Consider the following 20,476-nt stretch of genomic DNA (forward strand, 5'->3'; position numbering starts at 1 on the left):
CTCAGGCGCCGCGGTAGTTCACCAGCGTGTTCTCCACGCTGCCGTCATCGTAGAAATCGAGCAGCGCGTAGGACGGGCTGAATTCCTGGTGCTTGCCCTTCCACCAGCCGCCGCACACGGCGCCGTTGCAGAGATAGCGCACGCCGAGGTAGGTGACATCGTCCTCCATGTGGAGGTGGCCGCTGAGGCAGACCTTCACGTTCGGGTGCTGGTGAAACAGATCCTTGATGCGCCGCGCGTCGATGTGCATCCACGCGCCGGGCACCACCCAATCCGCGCCGCTTTCGCGCGGCCCATCGAAATACGCCGCCGCACTGAAAATCGGGATGTGCGAGAGCACGCAGATCGGCGTGGCGACGGGAGTCGCGGCGAGATCGCGCGCCAGCCAGGCAAATTGCGCCTCATCGAGGCGTGCGATGTAGTGGTGGTCGGTCGGATAATCCGGCTCCATGCTGTCGAGCACCACGAAATGCCAGCCGGCTTGATCGAACGAGTAATAGCGGTCCTTCAGTCCCATTCGCTCCAGCGCGAGCGTCTTGCCATACGCCGGATCGCGCTCGGCCGCCGCGCGATCCTGGTGCGCCCAGCCGTAGATGTCGTGGTTGCCCAGACACAGCTTGGCGGACGTCTTCACCTCGGCCGAAAACACGCGGTCCCACGCATCCCATTGCGCGAGCACTTCGTCCTTCGGCGTGTAGAGCGCGTCGCCGATGCAATCGCCCCCGAAGAGCAGCAACTCCGGCCGGTCCGTCTGCGCTTGGGCGTGGCGGATCGCCTCCGCCATCCCCGCGGCCGGATGCTGTAGATCCGGCTGATCAGGCCGGACATGGATGTCGGTCAAGTGCGCCGCGCGGAGCACGCGTTGGCGCTGGGAATTCGGCGGTGTCGCCAGCGCCGTGGCGGGGGAAAGAAGGCCGGTCGTGGCCCCGAGGGCGAGCGCCCCGCTGCGTTGGAGGAAATCGCGGCGATTCATCGAAAAGACACGCAAGCGCCTCCTCACACCGGTCGCAATCCCCAAGCCCGACCGACCCCGACCAAAAAACGACAACGGATGCGCAGCCACTCGCCGGGCGCTGGTCTACCCTTTCCCCACTATGGTGTCTCCACGCTACACCGTCCCCGCCTCCATCGAACCCGCGCTTGAGCTGGTCCGGAAATACAACATTCCCGGCCCGCGCTACACGTCGTATCCGACCGCGCCGCAATTCTCGGACCAGATCGACCGCTACGCTCTGCTCCAGGAGATCCGCCGCGACAACGCCGACGCCAGCACGCCGCTCTCGCTCTATTTCCACCTGCCGTTCTGCGAGTCGCTTTGCTGGTATTGCGGCTGCAACACGGTCATCACGATGCGCCGCGCCTCGGCCACGGAATACGTCGATCTCCTGATCAAGGAGGTCGAGATGACCGCGCCGCTGCTCGACCTCAGCCGCCCCGTCACGCAGCTGCACTTCGGCGGCGGCACGCCGACCTTCCTCCCGCCGGCCGACATCGACCGCCTCGCCGCGACGATCCACAAGTATTTCAAATTCTCCGCCGACGCCGAGATCTCCGTCGAGATCGACCCGCGCCGCCTGACCAAGGAGCACGTCGACGCCTTCCGCCGCCTCGGCTGCAACCGTGCCTCGCTCGGCGTGCAGGACACGAATCCGCAGGTCCAGGTCGCCATCCACCGCTGGCAGCCGCTCGCGATGACGAAGCAGGCGATCGACTGGCTCCGCGAGGCCGGCTACCAATCCGTCAGCGTCGACCTGATCTACGGCCTGCCGCTGCAAACGCCCGAGTCGTTCAGCAAAACCGTCGACGAGGTCATCGGCCTCAATCCCGACCGCCTCGCCGTCTTCAGCTACGCCCATGTGCCGTGGGTGAAGCCGGCGCAAAAAATCTTCGACCAGCGCCAGCAGCTCCCGTCCACCGAGGAGAAGCTGACGATGCTCATGACCGCGTCGCACAAGCTCGTCGCCGCCGGCTACGCCACCATCGGCATGGATCACTTCGCGCGTCCGCAGGACGAGCTCGCGATCGCCTTCGCCGAGGGCACGCTGCACCGCAATTTCCAAGGCTACACGACGCGCGCCGGCGCCTCGCTCTACGGCTTCGGCATGTCCTCGATTTCGCAGACCGACGGCTCGTTCCGGCAAAACTACAAGGAACTCCCCGACTACGAGACCGCGATCAAGGAAGGCCGCCTGCCCATCGAGCGCGGCTACCTCCTCTCCGAGGACGACAAGCGTCGGCGCACCATCATCTCCGACATCATGTGCGCGCGCGGCCTCGATTTTGCCGCACTGTCGAAAAAGCTCGGCCTCGACTTCGAGCAAACCTACGCCGCCGAACTGGCCACGCTCGGCGATCTCGAGGCGGACGGCTTGATCGAGCGCGCGCCCGGCCGCGTGACCATCACGCAACTCGGCCAGCTCTTCCTCCGCATCTTCGGCATGCGCTTCGACGCGCACCTCGAGAAGAAGCGCACCGGTTTCTCGAAAGTCGTCTGACCGGATGCCTTACCGCATCGCCAAAATTTTCGAAATCGAGAGCGGCCACCTGCTCTCGAAACACCCCGAAAAGTGCCGCTTCCCGCACGGGCACAGCCGCAAGATCGAGGTCGTGCTCGTCGCCGACACTCTCGACGCGAACGACATGGTCTGCGACTTCAAGGCGGTGAAGCTGATCCTCGGCGAGTTTCTCGGCCGCTGGGATCACGCGCTCGCGATCAACACCTCGGACCCACAGTTCGCCTATTTCCAGAAAGCCTACGGCGAGCGGATCGTTCCCTTCACCGACCGCGACCCGACCACCGAAGTGATGGCGAAGGCCATCTTCGACGAGCTTGCCCGCCGCCTCCCCGAGCCGACCGCGAGCGGCCACTACGCCATCGGCCCGAACGTCCGCGTGGAACGTATCCGCGTCACCGAGACCAGTTCGAGCTGGGCCGAATACTCGGCCTGATTTTCACGGACGCCGCGCCGTGCCGCGAAAGAGCGAGAAGAGAAACAGCACGAGAAAGATCACGAAGCAGACCTTGGCGATCGCGGCCGCGGTGCCGGCGACGACTCCGAAACCCAGCGCGCCCGCGACGATGGCAATGATCAGGAAGAGGACGGTGTAGCTGAGCATGTGTGGGACGAGTTGAGGTGGACCTTGGAGCGAATCGCTCGGGAAAGAGGCTCTGACCGGCGAACCCGGTGAAGGTGGCCGCTCTCGCCACCGCGACCGGTCGGGAAAATCCCGGTCCGGCGGACCCGGCGAACAGCCCGCGCCACCCCGGAACCGTTCGGGGCCGCCGCCCGACCGGTCGGCGCGTCCGCCATTGTGCTCGCCCGCTAAATCCGCCATCTCTCCCGCGTGCCCCTCGCCCCCTCCGACGCCGCCATTCATGCGATCGAGCGACCGCATCGCAACCTGCTCACGTATTACTTCCTGTCGTCGCTCGTGTTTCCGCCCGCACTCTTGTTCCTCGGGCCCTACTTGTATTTCCGCTACCACACGATGCGCTACAAGTTCACCGCGGACGGCATCTCGATGAGCTGGGGCATCCTGTTCCGCCGCGAAATCATCGTCCAATACGCGCGCATCCAGGACATCCATCTGCGCTCCAATCTCGTCGAGCGCTGGCTCGGCCTCGCGCGCATCCTCGTGCAAACCGCGAGCGGCAGTTCCGGCGCGGAGATGACCATCGAAGGCCTGCGCGAGTTCGAGGCCGTGCGCGACTTTCTCTATCACCAGATGCGCGGCGTGAAGGAACCGGCAACGAAGCCCGCCGCCGCGCCTCCGACCGCCACCGCCGCCCAGGACGCCGAGCTCGCCGCCGCGCTGCGCGAAGTCGCCGCCGAGCTCCGCGCCACCCGCGCCGCGCTCGAAACGCAACGCCGCCACTGAGGATGCTCCGATGCTCGCCGCCGTTCGCTCCCGCCTCCTGCGCATCCTCCGCGTCCCGCACGACCCCGAGCCGCCCCTCGGCGCGCCCGGCTCGACGAAAATCTTCCGCGCCGCGAAGAATTTCTATTACGTCCGCCTCGCCCGCTGGCTCCTGACCCAAATCGGCGCGGTGATCGGCATCGCGTTCTCGATCGGCTTCATCGCCAACTTCCGCGACGACTTCGAAGCCGCGCAAGCCGCCCGCGAACAACGCGCGCACCTCGCCGCCGTGCCACCGTCCGCCACCGCTTCCACGCCCGAGGCACCGGCTCCTTCCGTCGCACCCAAGGGCGCCAAGGCAAAGCGCGATCGCGGCCTCCCGCGACAGGTGTTTTTCGCCCGCACCCCGTATTGGGTTCTCACCTTGGTGGAAATCGCCGAGCTCGCGGGTATCGCCGTCTTCCTGCTCCAACTGCCGATCACGTTCGCCGCCGTGCGTCTCGATTGGGAACTGCGCTGGTATATCGTCACCGATCGCAGTCTGCGCATCCGCGCCGGCATCTGGTCGCTCCAGGAATCGACCATGAGCTTCGCCAATCTCCAGCAGGTCGAGGTCTCGCAAGGTCCCGTGCAACGCCTCCTCGGCATCGCCGACGTCCGCGTCCAATCCGCCGGCGGCGGCCGCGTCTCGGAGCACGGCAAGGACGCCGGCGAGTCGCTGCACGCCGGCGTGTTTCACGGCGTAGACAACGCACAGGAGATCCGCGACCTCGTCCTCGATCGGCTCCGGCTCTTCCGCCAAGCCGGCCTCGGCGACCCGGACGATGCGCACGCGTCCGTCGCTCCGGCCGCGCCGGTGGCGGAAGCGAGCACGGTCGCCGGCGATACGCTCGCCGCCGCCCGCGAGTTGCTGGCCGAAGCCCGGGCCCTGCGCGCCACGGTGAGCTGAGATTCGCAGCCGCGTTCGCGCACCGCGGAACCGCACCGCGCTACAGTCGCGCCGTCCGTGCGCCGCGTTGCACCGCCCGCTCGCACAGAGCGCGGAACCGCCGCGCATGCAGCTCGCCATCGAGCACGTCGTAATGTTGCGGCACGATCCAGCGCGGGTTCAGCGCGAGCGTTTTGTAGACGCTGCCCGCAAGCAAATCCGGTCGCGCGTTCAGGAACGGCGGCGGAAAGTGAACGTTGAAGAAGTAACTCGCGAACAGGTCGCCGCTGAACAGCAGGTCGTGCCGCGCGCTATAGAACCCGCAATGCCCCTCGGTGTGGCCCGGCAGATGCACCACGCGCAGTCCGCCCCAAAATGGCAGCTCGTCGCCGTCGGCGATGAAGCGATCGATGCGCGCCGGACGATAGTTGAGCACATTGTAGCCCACGCGCTCCAACCGCCCGCACCAACGCGCCGCACCTTGAAACGGATAGGTGCCGTCGAGATGCGCCTGCTCGGCCGAATGCGCGTAGAGCGGCGCGCCCGTGAGGCGCTTGGCCCACTCGGCATTCGCCCCGTGGTCGAGATGCCCGTGCGTGAGCAGGATGGCCTTGATGGATTCCGGCGTGAGCCCGAGGCGGCGGAGCATCCAGCGGATCTGCGTGCGCTCGCCGATCAGACCGGTGTCGATCAGCACCGCCTCACCCTGCGCATCGACGAGGAGATGGCACACGCCCATGAGTCCGCGGATCGTGAACACGCCGGGCGGCACATGGCGCGCGAACCAGGGCTTCGTCGGGCGCGACGCTGCGCTCACTGCGGAATCATGATCTGCGCGCCGACCTTGAGGTCGCCCTCGTTGCGCATCGTGGCGCGGTTCGCCTGGTAGATGTCGCGCCAGCGCGAGCGATTGCCGTAGTAGCGCTGCGAGAGACTCGAAAGCGTGTCGCCGGGACGCACCGTGTGGGTGCGTGCGCCGCGCGCGGGCTGCGGGGTTTGCGCGGCGGGCGTTTGCTTTGGCGCGGTGGCCGCGGAGGAGCGGGCCGTGGGCGGGGGCGAAACCGGCTCGGGTCGCGTCGCAGCCGGACGCGTGCGCACGGTCGGCATGGTGTCGAGGTTGACCGAAAAATTGTTCGCGCTGCCGCCGGTGCCGGCGGGGGCGCGGTTCGCCGGCGTCGGTGCCGGGCGTTCCACCGGCGACTCGGCCGGCGCCGTGCCCACTGTCGTTTCGCGACCGGCCTGGAGGTCGGCGACCTGTTGTTTCAGGATGTCGTTCTCGAGTTTCAGTTTGTCCAGCGCCGCGATGAGATCGACGCGCTGCACCTGCGTGTCGAGCGGCTGAGCGGGCAGCGTGCGCGCGAAATCCCGGATCGCCGCGTCGATGCGCTGCTTCACCAGGGGAGCCTGCGCACTGTTGGGGCGGAGCGAGAGATATTTCCGGAAGTGGTAGATCGCGGCGATCGGATCGCGGATGTGCTGCGCGTAGACGAGGCCCGCTTCGAGGTGGGATTCCGGCGCGTCGTCGCCGCGTTTCTCGATGACTCGCAGGTAAGCCGACAGCGCTTCCTGCTGCCGGCCGGAGCGCTTCATCTGCTCGGCTTGGCGATAATACGGCTCGTCGGCCTCCGTCGCGTAGGACTGCCGGCTATCGCCACCGCATCCGGCCAAGCCCAACGCCAAAACGGCCGCCGCGACGAGCGGCAGCACATGGCGACGGAGCAGGACAGGGACGCGCGACACGGGAAAGGAATTGAACGAGCGGAAGCGGTCCGTAGGTTTGCGCCCGGTCTCCCCCACTACAAGTCCAGATGCCACTCGACGCCCCCACGATCCTCGCCAAGGCCCGCCAATGTCTCGCCATCGAACGCGAAGCGCTCGAGGCCACCGCGGAAATCCTCAACGGCGACTTCGTCGACGTCGTGCGCGCCGTCGAAACGACGATCGCCGCCGGCCGAAAGTTGATCTTCACCGGCATCGGCAAATCCGCGCACATCGCGCAGAAACTCACCGGCACCTTCAACAGCACCGGAGTGCCGTCGGCGTTTCTCGATCCGACCAACGCCCTGCACGGCGACCTCGGCCTGTGCGCGGCGGGTGATCTGGCGTTTCTCCTCAGCAACAGCGGTTCGACGCACGAGATGCTGCGCCTGCTGCCGCTGTTCGAGCGGTTCGGTTTGAAAACGGTCGCGCTCACCGGCGCGCCCGAGAGCGAACTGGCGCGTGGCGCCGACCTGAAGCTCATCTACCGCGCCCCGCGCGAAGCCTGTCCGCTGGCGCTCGCGCCGACCGCCAGCACGACCGCCGCGCTCGGTCTCGGCGACGCGCTCGCCATGGTGTTGTTGGAGACGCGCGGTGTGACGCGCGAGGACTTCGCGAAGTATCATCCCTCGGGCACGCTCGGCATGACACTGCTGCTGCGCGTGAAGGACATCATGCGCACCGGCGAGGGTTGCCCGCTTCTGCCGGAGGCGAAAACCACCGTGCAGGAAGCGATCCTCGCGATGACCGGCGCCAAAGCCGGCGCGGTCGCGCTCACGACGGCAGACGGCAAACTGGCCGGCATCTTCACCGACGGCGACTTCCGTCGCACCGCGCTGAATGGCGGCGCGGATTTTCTGCGCGCTCCCGTCGCGCAATTCATGACGCGCGGTGGCAAGACGATCGGCGCCGACGCGCTGGCGGTCGAGGCGTTGAAGCTCTTCCAGCAGTTCAAGATTTCGGATCTGTTCGCGCTGGATGCGGATGGTCGGCCCGTTGGCTACATCGACGTGCAGGACCTGCCGAAGCTGAAGATTTTGTGAGACGTAGAAACGTCGTGGAGGGCGCGGCTACTGCCGCGCCGTTGAGCTGCGCAGCCGCTGTGACTTCCGCGGCGCGGCCGTAGCCGCGCCCTCCACGACGCCGATCGACCGTCGCGCTGGACTGTCGGCGCTAAAGTTTCTCTGTCGCTCCGCGCGTTGCCGGTAATAGCTACGCGGTTTCACGCGGCGACGGCTTGTGCTCGAACGGGCGGCGCGTAGCTTCGCCGGCATGGCTACGCCCGCGTTCACCTACTCCGACACGTTCGCCCACGGCCCCGACGACACAACCTATCGCCTGCTGACCAAGGAAGGCGTCTCGACCACCACCTTTGAGGGCAAAGAGATTCTCAAAGTCACGCCGGAGACGCTGGCCTACGTCGCGCGCGAGGCGTTGCACGACGCCAACTTTTTTCTCCGCCCGAAGCACGTCGAGCAAGTCGCCGCGATCCTCGCCGATCCCGAGGCGTCGAACAACGACCGTTACGTCGCGCTGACGCTGCTCAAGAACGCCGAGATCGCCGCCGGCGGCATCCTGCCGATGTGCCAGGACACGGGCACCGCGATCGTCTTCGGGAAGAAGGGCCAGCAGGTCTGGACCGGCGCCAACGACGCCGAGTGGCTCTCGCGCGGCATCTACGACTGCTACACGAAGGAGAACCTCCGCTACTCGCAGACCGCCGCGCTCGACATGTTCAAGGAGACGAACACCGGCACGAATCTGCCGGCGCAGATCGATCTCTACGCCACCGAGGGCGCGAAATACGAACTGCTCTTCGTCGCCAAGGGCGGCGGCTCGGCAAACAAGACGTTTCTCTTCCAGGAAACCAAGGCGCTGCTCAATCCGAAGAGCCTCGAGAAGTTCATCACGGAAAAGATGCAGCTGCTCGGCACCGCCGCGTGCCCGCCGTATCACCTCGTCTTCGTTATCGGCGGCACCAGCGCAGAAACGTGTCTCAAGACCGTGAAGCTCGCCTCGACGAAATACTACGACACTCTTCCGACCACCGGCGACGCGCATGGCCGGGCGTTCCGCGACATCGAGATGGAGGCGAAGGTGCTCAAGCTCGCGCAGGCAAGCGGCGTCGGCGCCCAGTTCGGCGGCAAGTATTTCGCCCTCGACGTTCGCATCGTCCGCCTGCCGCGCCACGGTGCGAGTTGTCCGGTCGGCATGGGCGTCTCGTGCAGCGCCGACCGCAACATCAAGGCCAAGATCACGAAGGACGGCGTCTTTCTCGAGCAGATGGAGACGAATCCCGGCCGCTACATTCCGGCCGAGATGCGGACGTTCAAGGACGACAGCGCCGTGCGCATCGACCTGAACCAGCCGATGGAGAAAATCCGCGCCGAGCTCTCGAAACTCCCGGTGAAAACCCGCGTGCTGCTCAATGGCCCCATGATCGTCGCGCGCGACATCGCCCACGCGAAGCTCAAGGAGCGCGTCGACGCCGGCCAGGGCTTGCCGCAGTATTTCAAAGACCACCCGGTCTACTACGCCGGTCCGGCGAAGACGCCCGCCGGTTACGCCTCCGGTTCGTTCGGGCCGACGACGGCCGGCCGCATGGACAGCTACGTCGACCTCTTCCAGTCGCTCGGCGGCTCGATGGTGATGCTCGCCAAGGGCAACCGCTCGAAGCAGGTTACCGACGCCTGCAAGAAGCACGGCGGATTCTACCTCGGCAGCATCGGCGGTCCGGCGGCGATCCTCGCGCAGGATTCGATCAAGAAGGTCGAAGTGCACGAATATCCCGAGCTCGGCATGGAGGCCGTGTGGAAGATCGAGGTGCAGGACTTCCCGGCGTTCATCCTCGTCGACGACAAGGGCAACGACTTCTTCGTCCAGAACTGCGGCATCTGCGCGCCGCATTGAGCGGTTGGGATAGAGGCTGGCGCCAACTAAGCTGACGCCAGCCGGGTTCAGATTGGAAACGGCGCGCGCCGCAACGGCCGCACTGCGAGCCCGAGTAGCTCGCGCTCGCTGTCGTCGCCCGCGATGCGATTCACGTGGACCGTAAAGCACGTCTTGCACTGGTGCACGAGCAGCCACTCGCCGTCGGTCGTGGCGTGGATGGCGATCGGCTCCATGCCGCCGCCGCAATCGGCGGCACGGTCACCGGGTTTGTTGTCGAGATGCACGCTCCACAGGCACCACGGACAATGGTTGCGATGGCGCGTGCCCGGGGCGTCGAAGGAGAACTCGCCGCCGCAGTGACGGCATTTGAGATAGGAGAGTTTCGCACCGCTGGATGCGGGCGGTGAATAGCGAAAATGGTCTGACATGGGATGCGATATCCCGGCGAAGGAGAGAGTCATCCCGCACTGGTAGCGGGCCGCATCGCCCTGGCTGGACCGGCGCTGCGTCACTGGGCAATGACCGCCGGGATAAATAAAAAGTCCGCCGCGAAGCGCGGCCGGTGCTCAGCCAGTGGCTGGTCAGACAATCTCAGGTAATGGCATCCGTCGCTAGGTCAGCCGAGCGAGGCGCAAGGGTCAAGCGCCTGCTCACTCGCCCATGAACGTCACAATCACGCGTCGCGAATGCGGCGCGCGACGGTGTTCCCAAAGGAAGACGCCTTGCCACGTGCCGAGCAACAGCCGGCCGTCGGCGAACGGCACCTGTTCGCTCGTGCGCGTGAGCGCCATCTTGATGTGACTCGGCATGTCGTCCGCCCCTTCGAGCGTGTGTGTGAAGTGTCGGTCGTTTTCCGGCACGAGGCGGTTGAGCCACGCCTCGAGATCGCGCCGCGCGGAAGGATCGGCGTTCTCCATGATGACCAGGCTGGCACTCGTGTGCTGGCAGAAGATCGTCGCCACGCCGCGCTGCAGGCCGCTGCGGGCGAGTTCGCGGGCGAGCTCGTCGGTAATCTCGTGCGCGCCCTGCCCGTGCGTGCGGATTGTGAGAGTGGCTTGGTAAAGTGGCATGGTTGCTTGATGATGTGCTGGAGCTTCCCGACTCCGCGTTTTGGGAGCGCGCGGAGAGACGGGAGCTGGGAGCTCCCGCTACTTTGGCTCAGCCGTTGGCACCGGGCGAACTCGCACCAGGTTGCGTCATCGCGAGCGGATCGAGGGCGCGATCGAGGGTTGCGGCGTCCATCAGCTTTTTCTCGAGCACGAGCTCGCGCAGCGTGCGGCCGCTCAGGTAAGCCTCCTTCGCGATCATCGCAGCCGCGTCGTAGCCGAGGTGGGGATTGAGCGCGGTGACGAGCATGAGCGAACGATCAACCAGCTCGCGGCAGCGGGCGGGATCGGCCTCGAGACCGGCGACGCATTTTTCGGTGAAAACCCGCGTCGCGTTCGAGAGGCATGTGATCGCCTCGTGGAAACAGTGCGCCATGAGCGGCAGCGCGACGTTCAGCTCGAAGTGTCCGTCGCGACCGGCGAGCTGCATCGTTTGCGTGAGGCCCTGCGTGTAGAGGCAAACCTGAACCAGCATTTCACTCATCACGGGGTTCACCTTGCCCGGCATGATCGAGGAGCCTGGCTGAGTCGCGGGCAATTTGATCTCGGCCAGACCGGCCCGCGGACCGGAGCCGAGCAGGCGGAGATCGTTGGCGATTTTTGTCAGAGCGGCGGCGATGGCAGCGAGTTGGCCGGCGGCCTCGACGCAATCGTCCCGTGCGGCCTGCGCCTCGAAATGGTTTTGCGCCTCGCGAAAGCTCAGGCCGGTGCGCTCGTTGAGAAGCCGCGCGACGCGGGCGCCGAACTCGACGTGCGTGTTGATGCCGGTGCCGACAGCGGTGCCGCCAATCGCGAGTTCGCCCAGCACGCACACGGCGCGGCGGGCACGTTCGGCGGCTTTGTGCGCCTGCGTCGCGTAGCCGGAGAATTCCTGGCCGAGGGTGAGCGGCGTGGCATCCATCAGGTGTGTTCGGCCGATTTTCACGACGCCCTGCCAGGCCGCGGCCTTGCGATCGAGTTCCGTCGCGAGCGCATCGAGCGCCGGCGCGAGGTCGCGGTGCAGGGCAAGCGCGACGCTGACGTGGAGCGTCGTGGGAATGACGTCGTTGGAGGACTGGCCGAGGTTGACGTCGTCGTTCGGATGCAGCGGTCGTGGCGCGTCAGCCGGCAAATCGGCCAGCTGCCGGGCGCGGTTCGCAATCACCTCGTTGGCGTTCATATTCGTCGAGGTGGCGGAGCCGGTTTGGAAAACGTCGATGGGAAAATGCGCGGTGTGGCGACCGTCGGCGATCTCGAGCGCGGCTTGCTCGATGAGGCGGGCTTTTTCCGGCGTGAGCAGGCCGAGTTCGGCGTTGGCCCGAGCGCAGGCCCACTTCACGAGGCCGAGCGTGCGAATGAAGGCGGCGGGCAGCGGTCGGCCGCTGATGGGGAAGTTGAGCACGGCGCGCTGCGTGGAAGCGCCGTAGAGCGCATCGTCCGGCACTGCCATTTCGCCCATCGAGTCGCGTTCGGTTCTCATCGGAGGGAAACTAGATGCGAGGGCGGCGTTCGCAAAAGGGAAGTTCGAGCGGCGAGCGGTGTGCTCCTCGCGAGAACGATACTGGAAAAACAAAAGGCCGGTCGGAGACCGGCCTCAATTTTCGCTGCCGCGAAGGTCGCTCAGAATTTGAGCGAGACGCGGTCGGCTTTCAGGCCGACGCGAGTCCAGCCGCCGGTGAGCTCGGTGTCGCCGAGGCGGCGCGCGAGGCGTTCGCGGACGACTTCCGGGGCCGCGGGATCCGGCGTGAATTGGCGGTCGGTCATCGCCGCGAGCAGGCGGCTGCGGCGCGAGGAAACGGCGGCGACGCCGGCGAGTTCCGCGCCATGGCTCGCGACATCCGACACCGCGTTGCCCGAAGCACCGACGCGGTTGCCTGCGAGGAGCGCGTTGGCCAGATCGGGATCGGTTTCGGCGAGGCTGGCGAGATTGGCGGCGATGGAACGGGCGGACGGGCTTTGCTCGGCGCGCGGCGCGGTCCAGGGAATCAACTCGTCGCTCTTGGCCGGCAGCTCGTCGGAGAGCTGCACTTGCGCGGTGGCGCGGGGTTGTTCCTCGACTGCGACTTGCTCGATGCGCGGCTGACTGGCCGCAACGGAAGCGACGATGTCGTGGCGCGGCTCGACGACTTGCGAGGCCACGGGCGCGGGGGCAGCGGCTTCGACGGGGGCGACGCTGGCGACTTGGATCGGCGCGTAGTAGCGGAGCGAGACGAGCGTGAAAGTGAGGACGGCGGTGGCGCCGACGGGCAGATAGACGCGGCGGTTCAGCAGCAGCGGAATCTGCTGCCACCACGGGCGGCGCTCGACGAGTGCGGCGAGCTGCTTCTGGCGCAGCTCGACTTCGAACTTGTTCCAAAACTCGGCGTCGGGGCGCTCGGCGCGTTTGAGGCGCAGCAAGTCTTCGACGGTGATCTTGGAGTTTTGCGGGCGTTGCGACATGCGGTTCAGCGGAGGTATTTGCTCAATTCGCCTTGGAGAAACTGTTTCGCGTAGTGCAGCCGGGAGCGCACGGTGCCTTCGGAGCAGTCCATGACTTCGGCAATCTCGGCGTGGCTGAGTCCATCGATTTCGAACAAGGTAATGACGGTGCGATGCTTGATAGACAGTTTTTGCAGCGCCTCGTTCAATTTTTCCTGAAGCTCACGCAGATAGGCATCCCGGTCGGCTCCGGTCGTATCGGTGAGCTGGTTGAGAATCTCGCTCGACGTGCCGTCCTCCTGGACTTTTTCGAGACTAAAGAAAGTGCGCAACCTGTTCTTGCGGAGATGACTGAGCGTGGTGTTAACGGCGATCTTGTAGAGCCAGGTAAAGAACGACGACTGACCCTGGAAGCGATTGATCGACTGGAAGGCCTTGATGAAGGCGTCCTGCACGAGATCGGCGGTGTCCTCGCGATTGGAGGTCAGGTTGTAAACGACGCCGAAGACGCGCTCGCGATATTTGCGGATCAACACGTCGAATGCGGCCACATCGCCCGCCTGCACGCGTTTTACGACCTCAATATCCGAATCGGCCTCCGCCTGACGTTCAGGCGAGGTGACGAGGGTCTTGGTGAAGACCTTCGAGAGGTTCATCGGGAGGTGTAAGGTCGGATTGGCGCCGTCCGGAGGCAACGGCGAATTACGGCTTGGTCGGAGCCTGCAATGCAGCGATCTGGCCCTGTAGCAAGCCACTGAGCTGACGCAGCAAAGGCACGGGGGCGAGCCCCTCGTGAGGCATAAGGACCGAGAGGGCACGTGCCAGTTCCTCCTCGACCGCGCGGATCACGCCGGCCGCGATGCCGAGCTCGCGCATGCGCCCGACACTGGCGTGGAGCGGCAGCGGCTTGCCTTGCTGCATCGCGGCGACGACTTCGGCGCGCTCCGCGGCGGGGAGCTTCTCGAGCAGCAGCATGAGCGGGAGCGTGAGCTTGCCGCTCGCGAGATCGGTGCCGAGGGTTTTGCCGATGCGCTTCTCCTCGCCGAGGAAATCCACGAGGTCGTCGTAGATCTGGTAGGCGATGCCGAGATGCCGGCCATAGTCGTTGGCGGCCGCGACGAAAGCGGCGGGCGCACCGGAGAGCTTCGCGCCGAGCTGGCACGAGACGCGGAAAAGCTCCGCGGTCTTCAGATCGATCACGCGGTAGTAGGCCTCCATCGTCACACCCATATCGCGGCGATGCAGTGTCTGCATGATCTCGCCGGAGCAGACCTTGCGCGTGGACTCGGAGACAGCGAGGCAGACGTCGGTGGTGGGAAACTGCGAAGCGACGTGCAGCGCCTGGGCGAACAGGGCGTCGCCGAGGAGCACGGCGGCATCGGGGCCGAATTTGCGCGATGCCGTGGGGCGGCTGCGGCGCAGCTCGGCCTGGTCCATGATGTCGTCGTGGACGAGCGTCGCCATGTGCACCATCTCGACGACGCCAGCGGCGCGCACCAGATCCCGATCGATCACGCCATCGCCCTGCCAGCCGGAAATAAACACCAGCGTGGGTCGCAGACGCTTGCCGGAGGTCTCGACGCAATACGCCGCCATGTCACGGATCTCGGGCTCGAATTGCGCGACCTGCTCTTGCATGAACGCATCGAGCGCCGCCATCTGCGGGGCGAGACGGGCGAAGACGGCGGCGGGGTCGTTTTCGGCAAAGACGGTGTGAGGCGCGGGTCCGGACATCGCGCGTGAGGCTAGGAACGAAGGCCCGAAAGGCTAACAAAAAGCTCCGCCAGTCTTGCCAGTGATGGCGCGAATCACGTTTCGTTAAAACATGGGCCAGGAAAATCCCCTGCTGTTGCTCGTGCTGCTCGGCGCCACCGGCTACGTCGCCAAGCTGTGGCTCGACGATCTGCGCGCCGCGCGTGCGGGCACTCCCGTGCCGCGGGCGCTGCCGGGCGCGACACCGACGACAATGGCCGCGATCGCGGTCGCGGCGCTCGGCGCGCTCGGCTTGCTGGCGCTGGAAACGTGGGGTGAAATCGCGCTCGGTGTCGCCGGTGAACAGAGCCGCGTCACCGCGCTGTTCGGACTCTACACGCTGGCGGCGGCGTTCGGCGAGGAGCTGATCTTCCGCGGCTTCGTGGTGGTGGAAAACCGCGGCCGCGCGACGCTCGTCGGCGGCATCGTGGGCGCGTCGCTGCTGTTTGCGCTGCTGCACCCGTTCCTGTGGCAATGGCGCGACGGCGCGCTGCACGCGCAGCTCGGAACGAAGGCGTGGTTCAGCACCGCGGCGGTCTTCGCCGGCTCGCTGTGGTTCTACGCGGTGCGGTTTTGGAAACTGAATCCGTCGCACTCGCTGCTGCCGTGCATCGCCGCGCACGCAGCGAAGAATCTCGGCGTGTTCGCGATCAAATACGCGCAGGGTTTCGTGAGCGGGTGGTGGTGAGGCGACGCACGTGTCACGCAGGCCGCGAGCTTGCTCGTGTCTGCTTATTTGGCGCGACCAAGATCGCCACCTACCCCGCTTCGCCGATTTGCAGGACGGCGCGGGCAAGCATGCGCTTATTGGAAACAAAACGGCCGTCACGCGGGAGCGGGACGGCCGGGAAGCGGAAAGGCGCGACGCCTTACTTCGCCTTCGTGTCGGACGGTTCGCCGGCGGCCTCGAGGGCGGCGGCGTTGAACACCTGCGCCGGATCGGCGCCGTCGGCGGCAACCGTTTTGGCGGTGATGAAGATGAGGAGGTTGGTCGTGACGTCGTTCACGCTCTTCGAGGAGAAGAGGCGGCCGAGCACCGGAATGCTGCCGAGGACCGGGACCTTGGTGCCGCCGTGCGCTTTACTGGACGACATGAGGCCGCCGATGCCGGCGGTATAGCCATCCTTCAACGAGACCTGGGTCTTCACCTTGCGGGTGTCGATGATCGGGATTGAAGCGCCGCCGGCGCCACCGAAGGTGGTCTCGCGGTTGGAGCTGCTGATCTCGGGCTCGAGGGTCATGCGAATGATGCCCTGCGCGTTGACCTGCGGCGTAACTTTCAGGATCACGCCGATCGGCTTGTATTGGAAACCGGAGACTTCGAAGGTGCCGCGCTCCGAGTTGTAGGTGTAACTCGGGATCGGGTATTCGGAGCCGATATTGATGAAGGCCTCGGTGTTGTTGAGCGTGACGATCGTCGGGTTGGAAACGACCTTCGTGTTGCTCTGCGTTTTCAGCGCGGAGACAATGATGTTGAAATCGGAAGCGGAGAACACCGCGGACGCGAGGCGCGAACTGCTGCCGGTGTTTGCCAGGTTGAGCAGATTGCTGAACGCGCTGTCTGTAGTCGACGAGGAGCTCGAACTCGAGGAACCCGACGTTGAAGTAGTGCTGTCGGAAGTGGTGCCGGCAGTGGAGCCATAGAGTCCGTTCGCGGTGTTCGTCGCGGTGACATCGGTGCCACTGCCCACCGGACGGGTAACGCTCGTGGACGTGGTCGGCATCGTGACCGTGCCACTCGGGAGATTGGTGGTCGAGTTCACCGGATTGAACACCGTGCCATAAACCACCGTGTTGGAGAAATCGTTCGTGGTGGTGCCGGTCGAGCCGTTGTTGGCGGTGTTGGAATTCGAAGCGCTGTTCGAGTTCGTGGCGGTTCCGGAGCCGCCGTCGCTGCGATTGACGCCTTGCGTGTAGCTCTGGCCACGATCGCGGCTAACCGCCTGCGACATCTTGCTCGCACCGAGATTCACGCCTGATCCCAGCGAGGCCCAGTTGACGCCGATGTTGCGGATGTCGCTGTCGCTGACCTCGACGAACTTCGACTCGATCATCACCTGGTCGGTGGCCTTATCGAGCTTCTCGATGATCGCGCGGATGCGGGTCATGCGCGAGGGCTGCGTGGTGACGACGAGCGCGTTGGAGCGGGCGTCGATGAGGATCTTGCCGCCTTGCGCGGCGTCGACGAGGCCGTCGACTGTGGGCTTGATGTCCGCGGCCTTGGCGTTGTTGAGGATGAAGACTTCGGTGGCGGCGGGCTCCTGGGTGAGGGACTCGCGGCTGACGATCTTGATGATGTTGCCTTCCTCGATGTAGGTGTAGCCGGCGGGCGAGAGGACGGTGTCGAAGATCTGGCGCCAGGTGACGTCGCGGAGCTTGATCGAGGTTTTGCCGACGAGGGTGTCGGGGACGACGATGTTGAGCTCGAAGAGGTCGGCGACGTTGCGGAGGATGGTCTTGATGTCCTCGTCGGGGAAATCGACGGAGAGCGTGTCCTTGTCGCGAGAGACGGTGTGCTCGGTGGGCTGCGCGCCGGCGACCGTGGCGGCGGGCTTCTCTCCGGAGGGCGCGGCGGCCGGGGTCTGCGCGGTGACAGAGCCGAGCAGCGAAAGCGCCAGGGCGGCGGTGGCGAGGGTGCGGGTGCTCATGGGGGGTGTCCTCATTTCTTGATGGGCCGGGTGTATTCTTCGTTGTTCAACCGGAGAGTGAAATTGGCACGGTCGATGGCGGTGACTTCTACGGTGTATTCCGCGCCTTCAAAGGTGATTGTGAGCGTGCCGCCGGGTTTGACCCGCTTTTGACCGAAGGAGAGCGAGGGCTGGCCGCCCATGACGATGTAGCCGCTGGGCCTGAGTGCGTCGCCGATGGAGGCGAGGAGATCGCGAGCGTTGCGCGGCGCGCCGGGACGGGCGGCGCCACCCGGGGCGACGAGCGCGGAGGCCCCGGCGTTGCCGACGGCCGCGGTGCCGACAGTCGCGGCGAACTCGATGAATGCCTCGGAGTGGAACGGGTCGGGGAGATTGGTCGGCGTGGAACCGTCTTTGGCGGCGAGGAGTTGCTTGGCGTTGCCGAGACCGGCGGTGCGCGCAGTCGGCGCGACGACCGGCGGCACGTCGGCGGCGAGGGCGAGCGCGGCGAGCAGCGGAAGCGGGGCGACGAGGCGGAGGGTCTTCATGGCGTGCCGAGCAGGTCGACGGTGAACACGGCGTTCATCTGGTCCGGAGCGGCGGTGCCGCCACCGCTTTCGGTGCGGCCGCCGGCTTCGAGTTTCGAGACGGTCAGGCGGTCGAAGCGGGCGAAGTGCGGGCCGGTTTCGATGTGGCGCAGGAAAGCCCAGATCTGCGGGTAGGTGCCTTGGAGCGTGAGGCTGAACGACACGGGAATGAAGAGCGTCTTGGGCGCGTTCTGCTTCGTGGCGGGCTGGGCGTTCTGTCGGACGTCGACGAGTTTCACGCCGGTCTCGTTCTCGAGGCGGTAGAAGAACTGGAGGTTATTCGCGAGGCTGCCGGCGCGGACGAGGCGGGACTCGAGCTGCTTGGCCTCGGCCTGGATTTCCTGCACTTGCTCGGCGAGGCCGGTGGTGTGACGGGCGTTGAGCGCGATCTTCTGCGATTCCTTGTCCTTTTCCTCGAAGAGGCGCTGGGCCTCGTCGACGGCGTCGCTGCGGAAATAGAGCGCCACGCCGCAAAGCAGCGCGAGCAGGCCGCACGCGAAGGCGACGGGCTGTTTCTTGATGAGGGCGAGGAGATCGGCGCCGGTCATGATTTTTTCGCCTCCTTCGCGCCTTTGAATTTCAACTCGATCTCGAAGAGCAGCGCCCCGGACTTCGGGTCGGGGTTGATGGCGATGAGTTTCACGCCGTCGAAGATTTCCGCGAGGCGCGGCTGGGTGCGGAGCGTCTCGACGTAGGCGGAGGCGAAGCCGCTGGCCTGGTCCTTCGCGCCAGCGGCGAGGCCGCGGAGTGTGCAGCGCGCGCCGGCGGGGTCGCTCGGGCGGAGGTCGATGTATTCGAGCTGGATTTCCTTGGGCAGGCAGGTGCCGAGCAACGAGAGGAGTGCGGTGGGCTCGACGGGCATCTTCACGAACGCGGCGGCCTCGGCGAACTTCTTGTCTTCGTCGGTGAACAGCTTGGTGAGGCGCAGCCCTTCTTGGTGCTGTTTCTGGTTTTTCGCGATCTCGGCCTCGGCGGTGACGCGCTGGCCGTTGAAGACGTGAGCCTGGTATTCGCGCCAGCCCACGAAGGCGAGCAACAGCACGGCCGTGGCGATGCCACCGACATTGATGAAGAAGGTCGTGCGCACGACCTTCGTATCCGGCAACCGTTCGAAGTTGCGGAAATTCGGGTGCCAATGCGGCGCCGCGGCCGGCGCCGCGTCAGCCTTTTTGTTCAGCAGCGACAGGGCCATTGTTGTAGGAAGCCATCAGGCCGAAAAGGCCGAGCCAACGTTCGTCGGGGGGCGCAAGGGTGACGCCCGGAGCCAGCGAAATGCCGAGCGACTGCGCCCAAGGGAGCAGCTCAGCCTTGAAGGGCTGGACGCCGAGCGAGCTCGCGATCGTCGGGCTGAGCCAGGCGAGGCTGGAGGGGAGCTGCGTGCAGAGCACCGCGCCGATCGACTGGCCGGTCTGCACTTCGTAGAAGCCGATGGAGGACTGGAGCTCCTTGAGGAGCTTCTTGATCAGCGTGCCGCCCATGCTCGTGAAATCGAAGGTGTTCGAATAGAAAAGTTTCTTGGCGGACTCCTCGTCCTTGAGACCGAGCTCCTTTTGCACGACCGGGATCATCGCCGAAATGCCGGAGGCGATCGGCCGCGAAATGTCGACGCCGTCCGCCGTGAGGATGAAGCACTGGGTGGCTTCCTCACCCATCTCGAGGAGGAGCAGCGGTGCCTTCGACTGCTTGAATTTCTGGTAGCTCACCAATGCGCCGAGCGTGGCAACCGTGCCCAGCTCGAGTTGCTCGGGATAGATCCCGCACTCCAACAGCTTTTCCTGCCACTGGATGACGTCGTCGGACGGCATGCCGCAAAAGAGCGCTTCCTTTTGATTGCCCTTGGCCAAGTCGTATTCCGAGCCGTCGGCGGGATTGAGGAGCAACGTGGTGAATTTGTCCGCCTCGACGCGGAAAGTCTGCGTCAGCACCTCGGGCACATAGCCGGGCTCCTTCACGCGCTTCAGGTCCATCGTGTGGCGCCGAACGATGCGGCGCGCCGGATAGAGTGAGACCTTCGCATGCGCGTAACCGGTCGGCCCCTTGCCGTCGGCGGTTTTCAGGTAGTTCTGGAGCCCCTCGGTGTCGGCTGCAGCGAACTCCTTCACCTCTTCAACGACCAACGGCGCGTCTTCCTGGGACAACCGCGCGAGCAGCACGGCCTGATCGCCGAAATCGACGCAAAAGCCCTTGGTCTTCTTGCCGAACATATGCGTGAAAAAATGAGGAGAGGTGACAGGTCGACAGCGCGGCCAAACAGGGGATAACGCACGCGCGAACGGCTGGCGGTTTCTGGTGTGACGGAGCTAACCGGATAGGTTCGGCCTCCTTTCTACACAAGACCAAAACCCCCGATAGACCCATCAGGGCCAAGGATTACTAGATATTTACCCCACCCCGCGGACACGAAAAAACCCGCCGCGAACACGGCGGGTTTTGAAAGGCGATGAGCGTGGCGGCGCGATGCGCGCGCTCACTTCTGCCAGGTGCGCTTCTTGTGGCGATTTGCCTTCAGGCGCTTGCGGCGCTTGTGCTTCGACATCTTCAGACGGCGCTTCTTCTTGAGATTTCCCATGG

General features: G+C 65.5%; 23 protein-coding genes. 7 read left to right on the top strand and 16 right to left on the bottom strand.

Going from position 1 to position 20,476, the window contains the following annotated elements:
- Position 1 precedes the first annotated feature (1 nt).
- Entirely contained in the window at positions 2 to 973 is a 972-nt protein-coding gene (locus KF715_08735; protein ID MBX3736760.1) for a metallophosphoesterase, read from the bottom strand.
- Between the two features lie 121 nt (positions 974 to 1,094).
- On the opposite strand from KF715_08735, the gene hemN reads away from it, so the two are divergent.
- Positions 1,095 to 2,495, top strand: a complete 1,401-nt coding sequence (hemN, locus tag KF715_08740) for an oxygen-independent coproporphyrinogen III oxidase (GenBank protein ID MBX3736761.1) — start codon at positions 1,095 to 1,097, stop codon at positions 2,493 to 2,495.
- A gap of 4 nt (positions 2,496 to 2,499) precedes the next feature.
- A complete protein-coding gene (locus KF715_08745; protein ID MBX3736762.1) occupies positions 2,500 to 2,949 on the top strand; it encodes a 6-carboxytetrahydropterin synthase in 450 nt (149 codons plus the stop codon).
- A 3-nt stretch (positions 2,950 to 2,952) separates the two neighbouring features.
- Here the strand turns inward: KF715_08745 and KF715_08750 are convergent, their stop codons facing one another.
- Positions 2,953 to 3,117, bottom strand: coding sequence for a DUF1328 domain-containing protein (locus tag KF715_08750; GenBank protein ID MBX3736763.1), 165 nt, complete (start codon positions 3,115 to 3,117; stop codon positions 2,953 to 2,955).
- Positions 3,118 to 3,345: 228 nt separating this feature from the next.
- On the opposite strand from KF715_08750, the gene KF715_08755 reads away from it, so the two are divergent.
- Together KF715_08755 and KF715_08760 are read left to right on the top strand one after the other, a co-directional pair.
- Positions 3,346 to 3,879, top strand: a complete 534-nt coding sequence (locus KF715_08755) for a PH domain-containing protein (GenBank protein ID MBX3736764.1) — start codon at positions 3,346 to 3,348, stop codon at positions 3,877 to 3,879.
- Between the two features lie 10 nt (positions 3,880 to 3,889).
- On the top strand, positions 3,890 to 4,807 hold the full coding sequence (locus KF715_08760; GenBank protein ID MBX3736765.1) for a PH domain-containing protein: 918 nt from the start codon (positions 3,890 to 3,892) through the stop codon (positions 4,805 to 4,807).
- Positions 4,808 to 4,847: 40 nt separating this feature from the next.
- Here the strand turns inward: KF715_08760 and KF715_08765 are convergent, their stop codons facing one another.
- Together KF715_08765 and KF715_08770 are read right to left on the bottom strand one after the other, a co-directional pair.
- The gene (locus KF715_08765; GenBank protein ID MBX3736766.1) at positions 4,848 to 5,603 is read right to left on the bottom strand and encodes an MBL fold metallo-hydrolase; all 756 of its coding nucleotides are present in this window, start codon (positions 5,601 to 5,603) and stop codon (positions 4,848 to 4,850) included.
- Positions 5,600 to 6,526, bottom strand: coding sequence for a LysM peptidoglycan-binding domain-containing protein (locus KF715_08770; protein ID MBX3736767.1), 927 nt, complete (start codon positions 6,524 to 6,526; stop codon positions 5,600 to 5,602). The genes KF715_08765 and KF715_08770 overlap by 4 nt, the downstream gene beginning before the upstream one ends.
- 68 nt (positions 6,527 to 6,594) lie before the next feature.
- On the opposite strand from KF715_08770, the gene KF715_08775 reads away from it, so the two are divergent.
- Both KF715_08775 and KF715_08780 read left to right on the top strand, forming a co-directional pair.
- Positions 6,595 to 7,587, top strand: coding sequence for a KpsF/GutQ family sugar-phosphate isomerase (locus KF715_08775; GenBank protein ID MBX3736768.1), 993 nt, complete (start codon positions 6,595 to 6,597; stop codon positions 7,585 to 7,587).
- A gap of 229 nt (positions 7,588 to 7,816) precedes the next feature.
- On the top strand, positions 7,817 to 9,454 hold the full coding sequence (locus KF715_08780) for a fumarate hydratase (protein ID MBX3736769.1): 1,638 nt from the start codon (positions 7,817 to 7,819) through the stop codon (positions 9,452 to 9,454).
- A 47-nt stretch (positions 9,455 to 9,501) separates the two neighbouring features.
- Here the strand turns inward: KF715_08780 and KF715_08785 are convergent, their stop codons facing one another.
- From KF715_08785 to KF715_08810, 6 genes are all read right to left on the bottom strand, one after another.
- Positions 9,502 to 9,864 (bottom strand): RNHCP domain-containing protein, encoded by a 363-nt coding sequence (locus KF715_08785; GenBank protein MBX3736770.1) that lies wholly within the window; start codon positions 9,862 to 9,864, stop codon positions 9,502 to 9,504.
- A gap of 222 nt (positions 9,865 to 10,086) precedes the next feature.
- The gene (locus KF715_08790) at positions 10,087 to 10,506 is read right to left on the bottom strand and encodes a secondary thiamine-phosphate synthase enzyme YjbQ (protein MBX3736771.1); all 420 of its coding nucleotides are present in this window, start codon (positions 10,504 to 10,506) and stop codon (positions 10,087 to 10,089) included.
- 88 nt (positions 10,507 to 10,594) lie between these two features.
- Positions 10,595 to 12,001, bottom strand: coding sequence for a class II fumarate hydratase (locus tag KF715_08795; GenBank protein ID MBX3736772.1), 1,407 nt, complete (start codon positions 11,999 to 12,001; stop codon positions 10,595 to 10,597).
- A gap of 140 nt (positions 12,002 to 12,141) precedes the next feature.
- Complete coding sequence (locus tag KF715_08800) at positions 12,142 to 12,960, bottom strand: hypothetical protein (GenBank protein MBX3736773.1); 819 nt, start codon at positions 12,958 to 12,960, stop codon at positions 12,142 to 12,144.
- A gap of 5 nt (positions 12,961 to 12,965) precedes the next feature.
- Complete coding sequence (locus KF715_08805) at positions 12,966 to 13,595, bottom strand: sigma-70 family RNA polymerase sigma factor (GenBank protein MBX3736774.1); 630 nt, start codon at positions 13,593 to 13,595, stop codon at positions 12,966 to 12,968.
- A gap of 46 nt (positions 13,596 to 13,641) precedes the next feature.
- The gene (locus KF715_08810) at positions 13,642 to 14,673 is read right to left on the bottom strand and encodes a polyprenyl synthetase family protein (protein ID MBX3736775.1); all 1,032 of its coding nucleotides are present in this window, start codon (positions 14,671 to 14,673) and stop codon (positions 13,642 to 13,644) included.
- 91 nt (positions 14,674 to 14,764) lie between these two features.
- On the opposite strand from KF715_08810, the gene KF715_08815 reads away from it, so the two are divergent.
- Complete coding sequence (locus tag KF715_08815; GenBank protein ID MBX3736776.1) at positions 14,765 to 15,379, top strand: CPBP family intramembrane metalloprotease; 615 nt, start codon at positions 14,765 to 14,767, stop codon at positions 15,377 to 15,379.
- Positions 15,380 to 15,560: 181 nt separating this feature from the next.
- Here the strand turns inward: KF715_08815 and KF715_08820 are convergent, their stop codons facing one another.
- The 6 genes from KF715_08820 to KF715_08845 form a co-directional block, all read right to left on the bottom strand.
- Entirely contained in the window at positions 15,561 to 17,339 is a 1,779-nt protein-coding gene (locus KF715_08820) for a secretin and TonB N-terminal domain-containing protein (protein MBX3736777.1), read from the bottom strand.
- 11 nt (positions 17,340 to 17,350) lie between these two features.
- A complete protein-coding gene (locus tag KF715_08825; protein MBX3736778.1) occupies positions 17,351 to 17,866 on the bottom strand; it encodes a hypothetical protein in 516 nt (171 codons plus the stop codon).
- Positions 17,863 to 18,453 (bottom strand): hypothetical protein, encoded by a 591-nt coding sequence (locus tag KF715_08830; GenBank protein ID MBX3736779.1) that lies wholly within the window; start codon positions 18,451 to 18,453, stop codon positions 17,863 to 17,865. Before KF715_08830 ends, KF715_08825 begins: the two co-directional genes overlap by 4 nt.
- Positions 18,450 to 19,097, bottom strand: coding sequence for a hypothetical protein (locus KF715_08835; GenBank protein MBX3736780.1), 648 nt, complete (start codon positions 19,095 to 19,097; stop codon positions 18,450 to 18,452). Before KF715_08835 ends, KF715_08830 begins: the two co-directional genes overlap by 4 nt.
- Positions 19,066 to 20,109 carry a hypothetical protein gene (locus KF715_08840; protein MBX3736781.1) on the bottom strand — a complete coding sequence of 348 codons (1,044 nt, stop codon included), beginning with the start codon at positions 20,107 to 20,109 and terminating at the stop codon, positions 19,066 to 19,068. Before KF715_08840 ends, KF715_08835 begins: the two co-directional genes overlap by 32 nt.
- A 263-nt stretch (positions 20,110 to 20,372) precedes the next feature.
- The gene (locus KF715_08845; protein ID MBX3736782.1) at positions 20,373 to 20,474 is read right to left on the bottom strand and encodes an AURKAIP1/COX24 domain-containing protein; all 102 of its coding nucleotides are present in this window, start codon (positions 20,472 to 20,474) and stop codon (positions 20,373 to 20,375) included.
- Positions 20,475 to 20,476: the final 2 nt, after the last annotated feature.

This window comes from Candidatus Didemnitutus sp., from assembly GCA_019634575.1.
Taxonomy (GTDB): Bacteria; Verrucomicrobiota; Verrucomicrobiia; order Opitutales; family Opitutaceae; genus Didemnitutus.

Bases quoted from the DNA above. Each gene is read 5' to 3' on its own strand.
- KF715_08775 (MBX3736768.1), top strand. From the start codon at position 6,595: ATGCCACTCGACGCCCCCACGATCCTCGCCAAGGCCCGCCAATGTCTC.
- KF715_08750 (MBX3736763.1), bottom strand. From the start codon at position 3,117: ATGCTCAGCTACACCGTCCTCTTCCTGATCATTGCCATCGTCGCGGGC.
- KF715_08805 (MBX3736774.1), bottom strand. From the start codon at position 13,595: ATGAACCTCTCGAAGGTCTTCACCAAGACCCTCGTCACCTCGCCTGAA.
- KF715_08835 (MBX3736780.1), bottom strand. From the start codon at position 19,097: ATGGCCCTGTCGCTGCTGAACAAAAAGGCTGACGCGGCGCCGGCCGCG.
- KF715_08800 (MBX3736773.1), bottom strand. From the start codon at position 12,960: ATGTCGCAACGCCCGCAAAACTCCAAGATCACCGTCGAAGACTTGCTG.
- KF715_08760 (MBX3736765.1), top strand. From the start codon at position 3,890: ATGCTCGCCGCCGTTCGCTCCCGCCTCCTGCGCATCCTCCGCGTCCCG.
- KF715_08815 (MBX3736776.1), top strand. From the start codon at position 14,765: ATGGGCCAGGAAAATCCCCTGCTGTTGCTCGTGCTGCTCGGCGCCACC.
- KF715_08795 (MBX3736772.1), bottom strand. From the start codon at position 12,001: ATGAGAACCGAACGCGACTCGATGGGCGAAATGGCAGTGCCGGACGAT.
- KF715_08780 (MBX3736769.1), top strand. From the start codon at position 7,817: ATGGCTACGCCCGCGTTCACCTACTCCGACACGTTCGCCCACGGCCCC.
- KF715_08745 (MBX3736762.1), top strand. From the start codon at position 2,500: ATGCCTTACCGCATCGCCAAAATTTTCGAAATCGAGAGCGGCCACCTG.
- hemN (MBX3736761.1), top strand. From the start codon at position 1,095: ATGGTGTCTCCACGCTACACCGTCCCCGCCTCCATCGAACCCGCGCTT.
- KF715_08840 (MBX3736781.1), bottom strand. From the start codon at position 20,109: ATGTTCGGCAAGAAGACCAAGGGCTTTTGCGTCGATTTCGGCGATCAG.
- KF715_08735 (MBX3736760.1), bottom strand. From the start codon at position 973: ATGAATCGCCGCGATTTCCTCCAACGCAGCGGGGCGCTCGCCCTCGGG.
- KF715_08785 (MBX3736770.1), bottom strand. From the start codon at position 9,864: ATGTCAGACCATTTTCGCTATTCACCGCCCGCATCCAGCGGTGCGAAA.
- KF715_08790 (MBX3736771.1), bottom strand. From the start codon at position 10,506: ATGCCACTTTACCAAGCCACTCTCACAATCCGCACGCACGGGCAGGGC.
- KF715_08830 (MBX3736779.1), bottom strand. From the start codon at position 18,453: ATGACCGGCGCCGATCTCCTCGCCCTCATCAAGAAACAGCCCGTCGCC.
- KF715_08820 (MBX3736777.1), bottom strand. From the start codon at position 17,339: ATGAGCACCCGCACCCTCGCCACCGCCGCCCTGGCGCTTTCGCTGCTC.
- KF715_08810 (MBX3736775.1), bottom strand. From the start codon at position 14,673: ATGTCCGGACCCGCGCCTCACACCGTCTTTGCCGAAAACGACCCCGCC.
- KF715_08845 (MBX3736782.1), bottom strand. From the start codon at position 20,474: ATGGGAAATCTCAAGAAGAAGCGCCGTCTGAAGATGTCGAAGCACAAG.
- KF715_08825 (MBX3736778.1), bottom strand. From the start codon at position 17,866: ATGAAGACCCTCCGCCTCGTCGCCCCGCTTCCGCTGCTCGCCGCGCTC.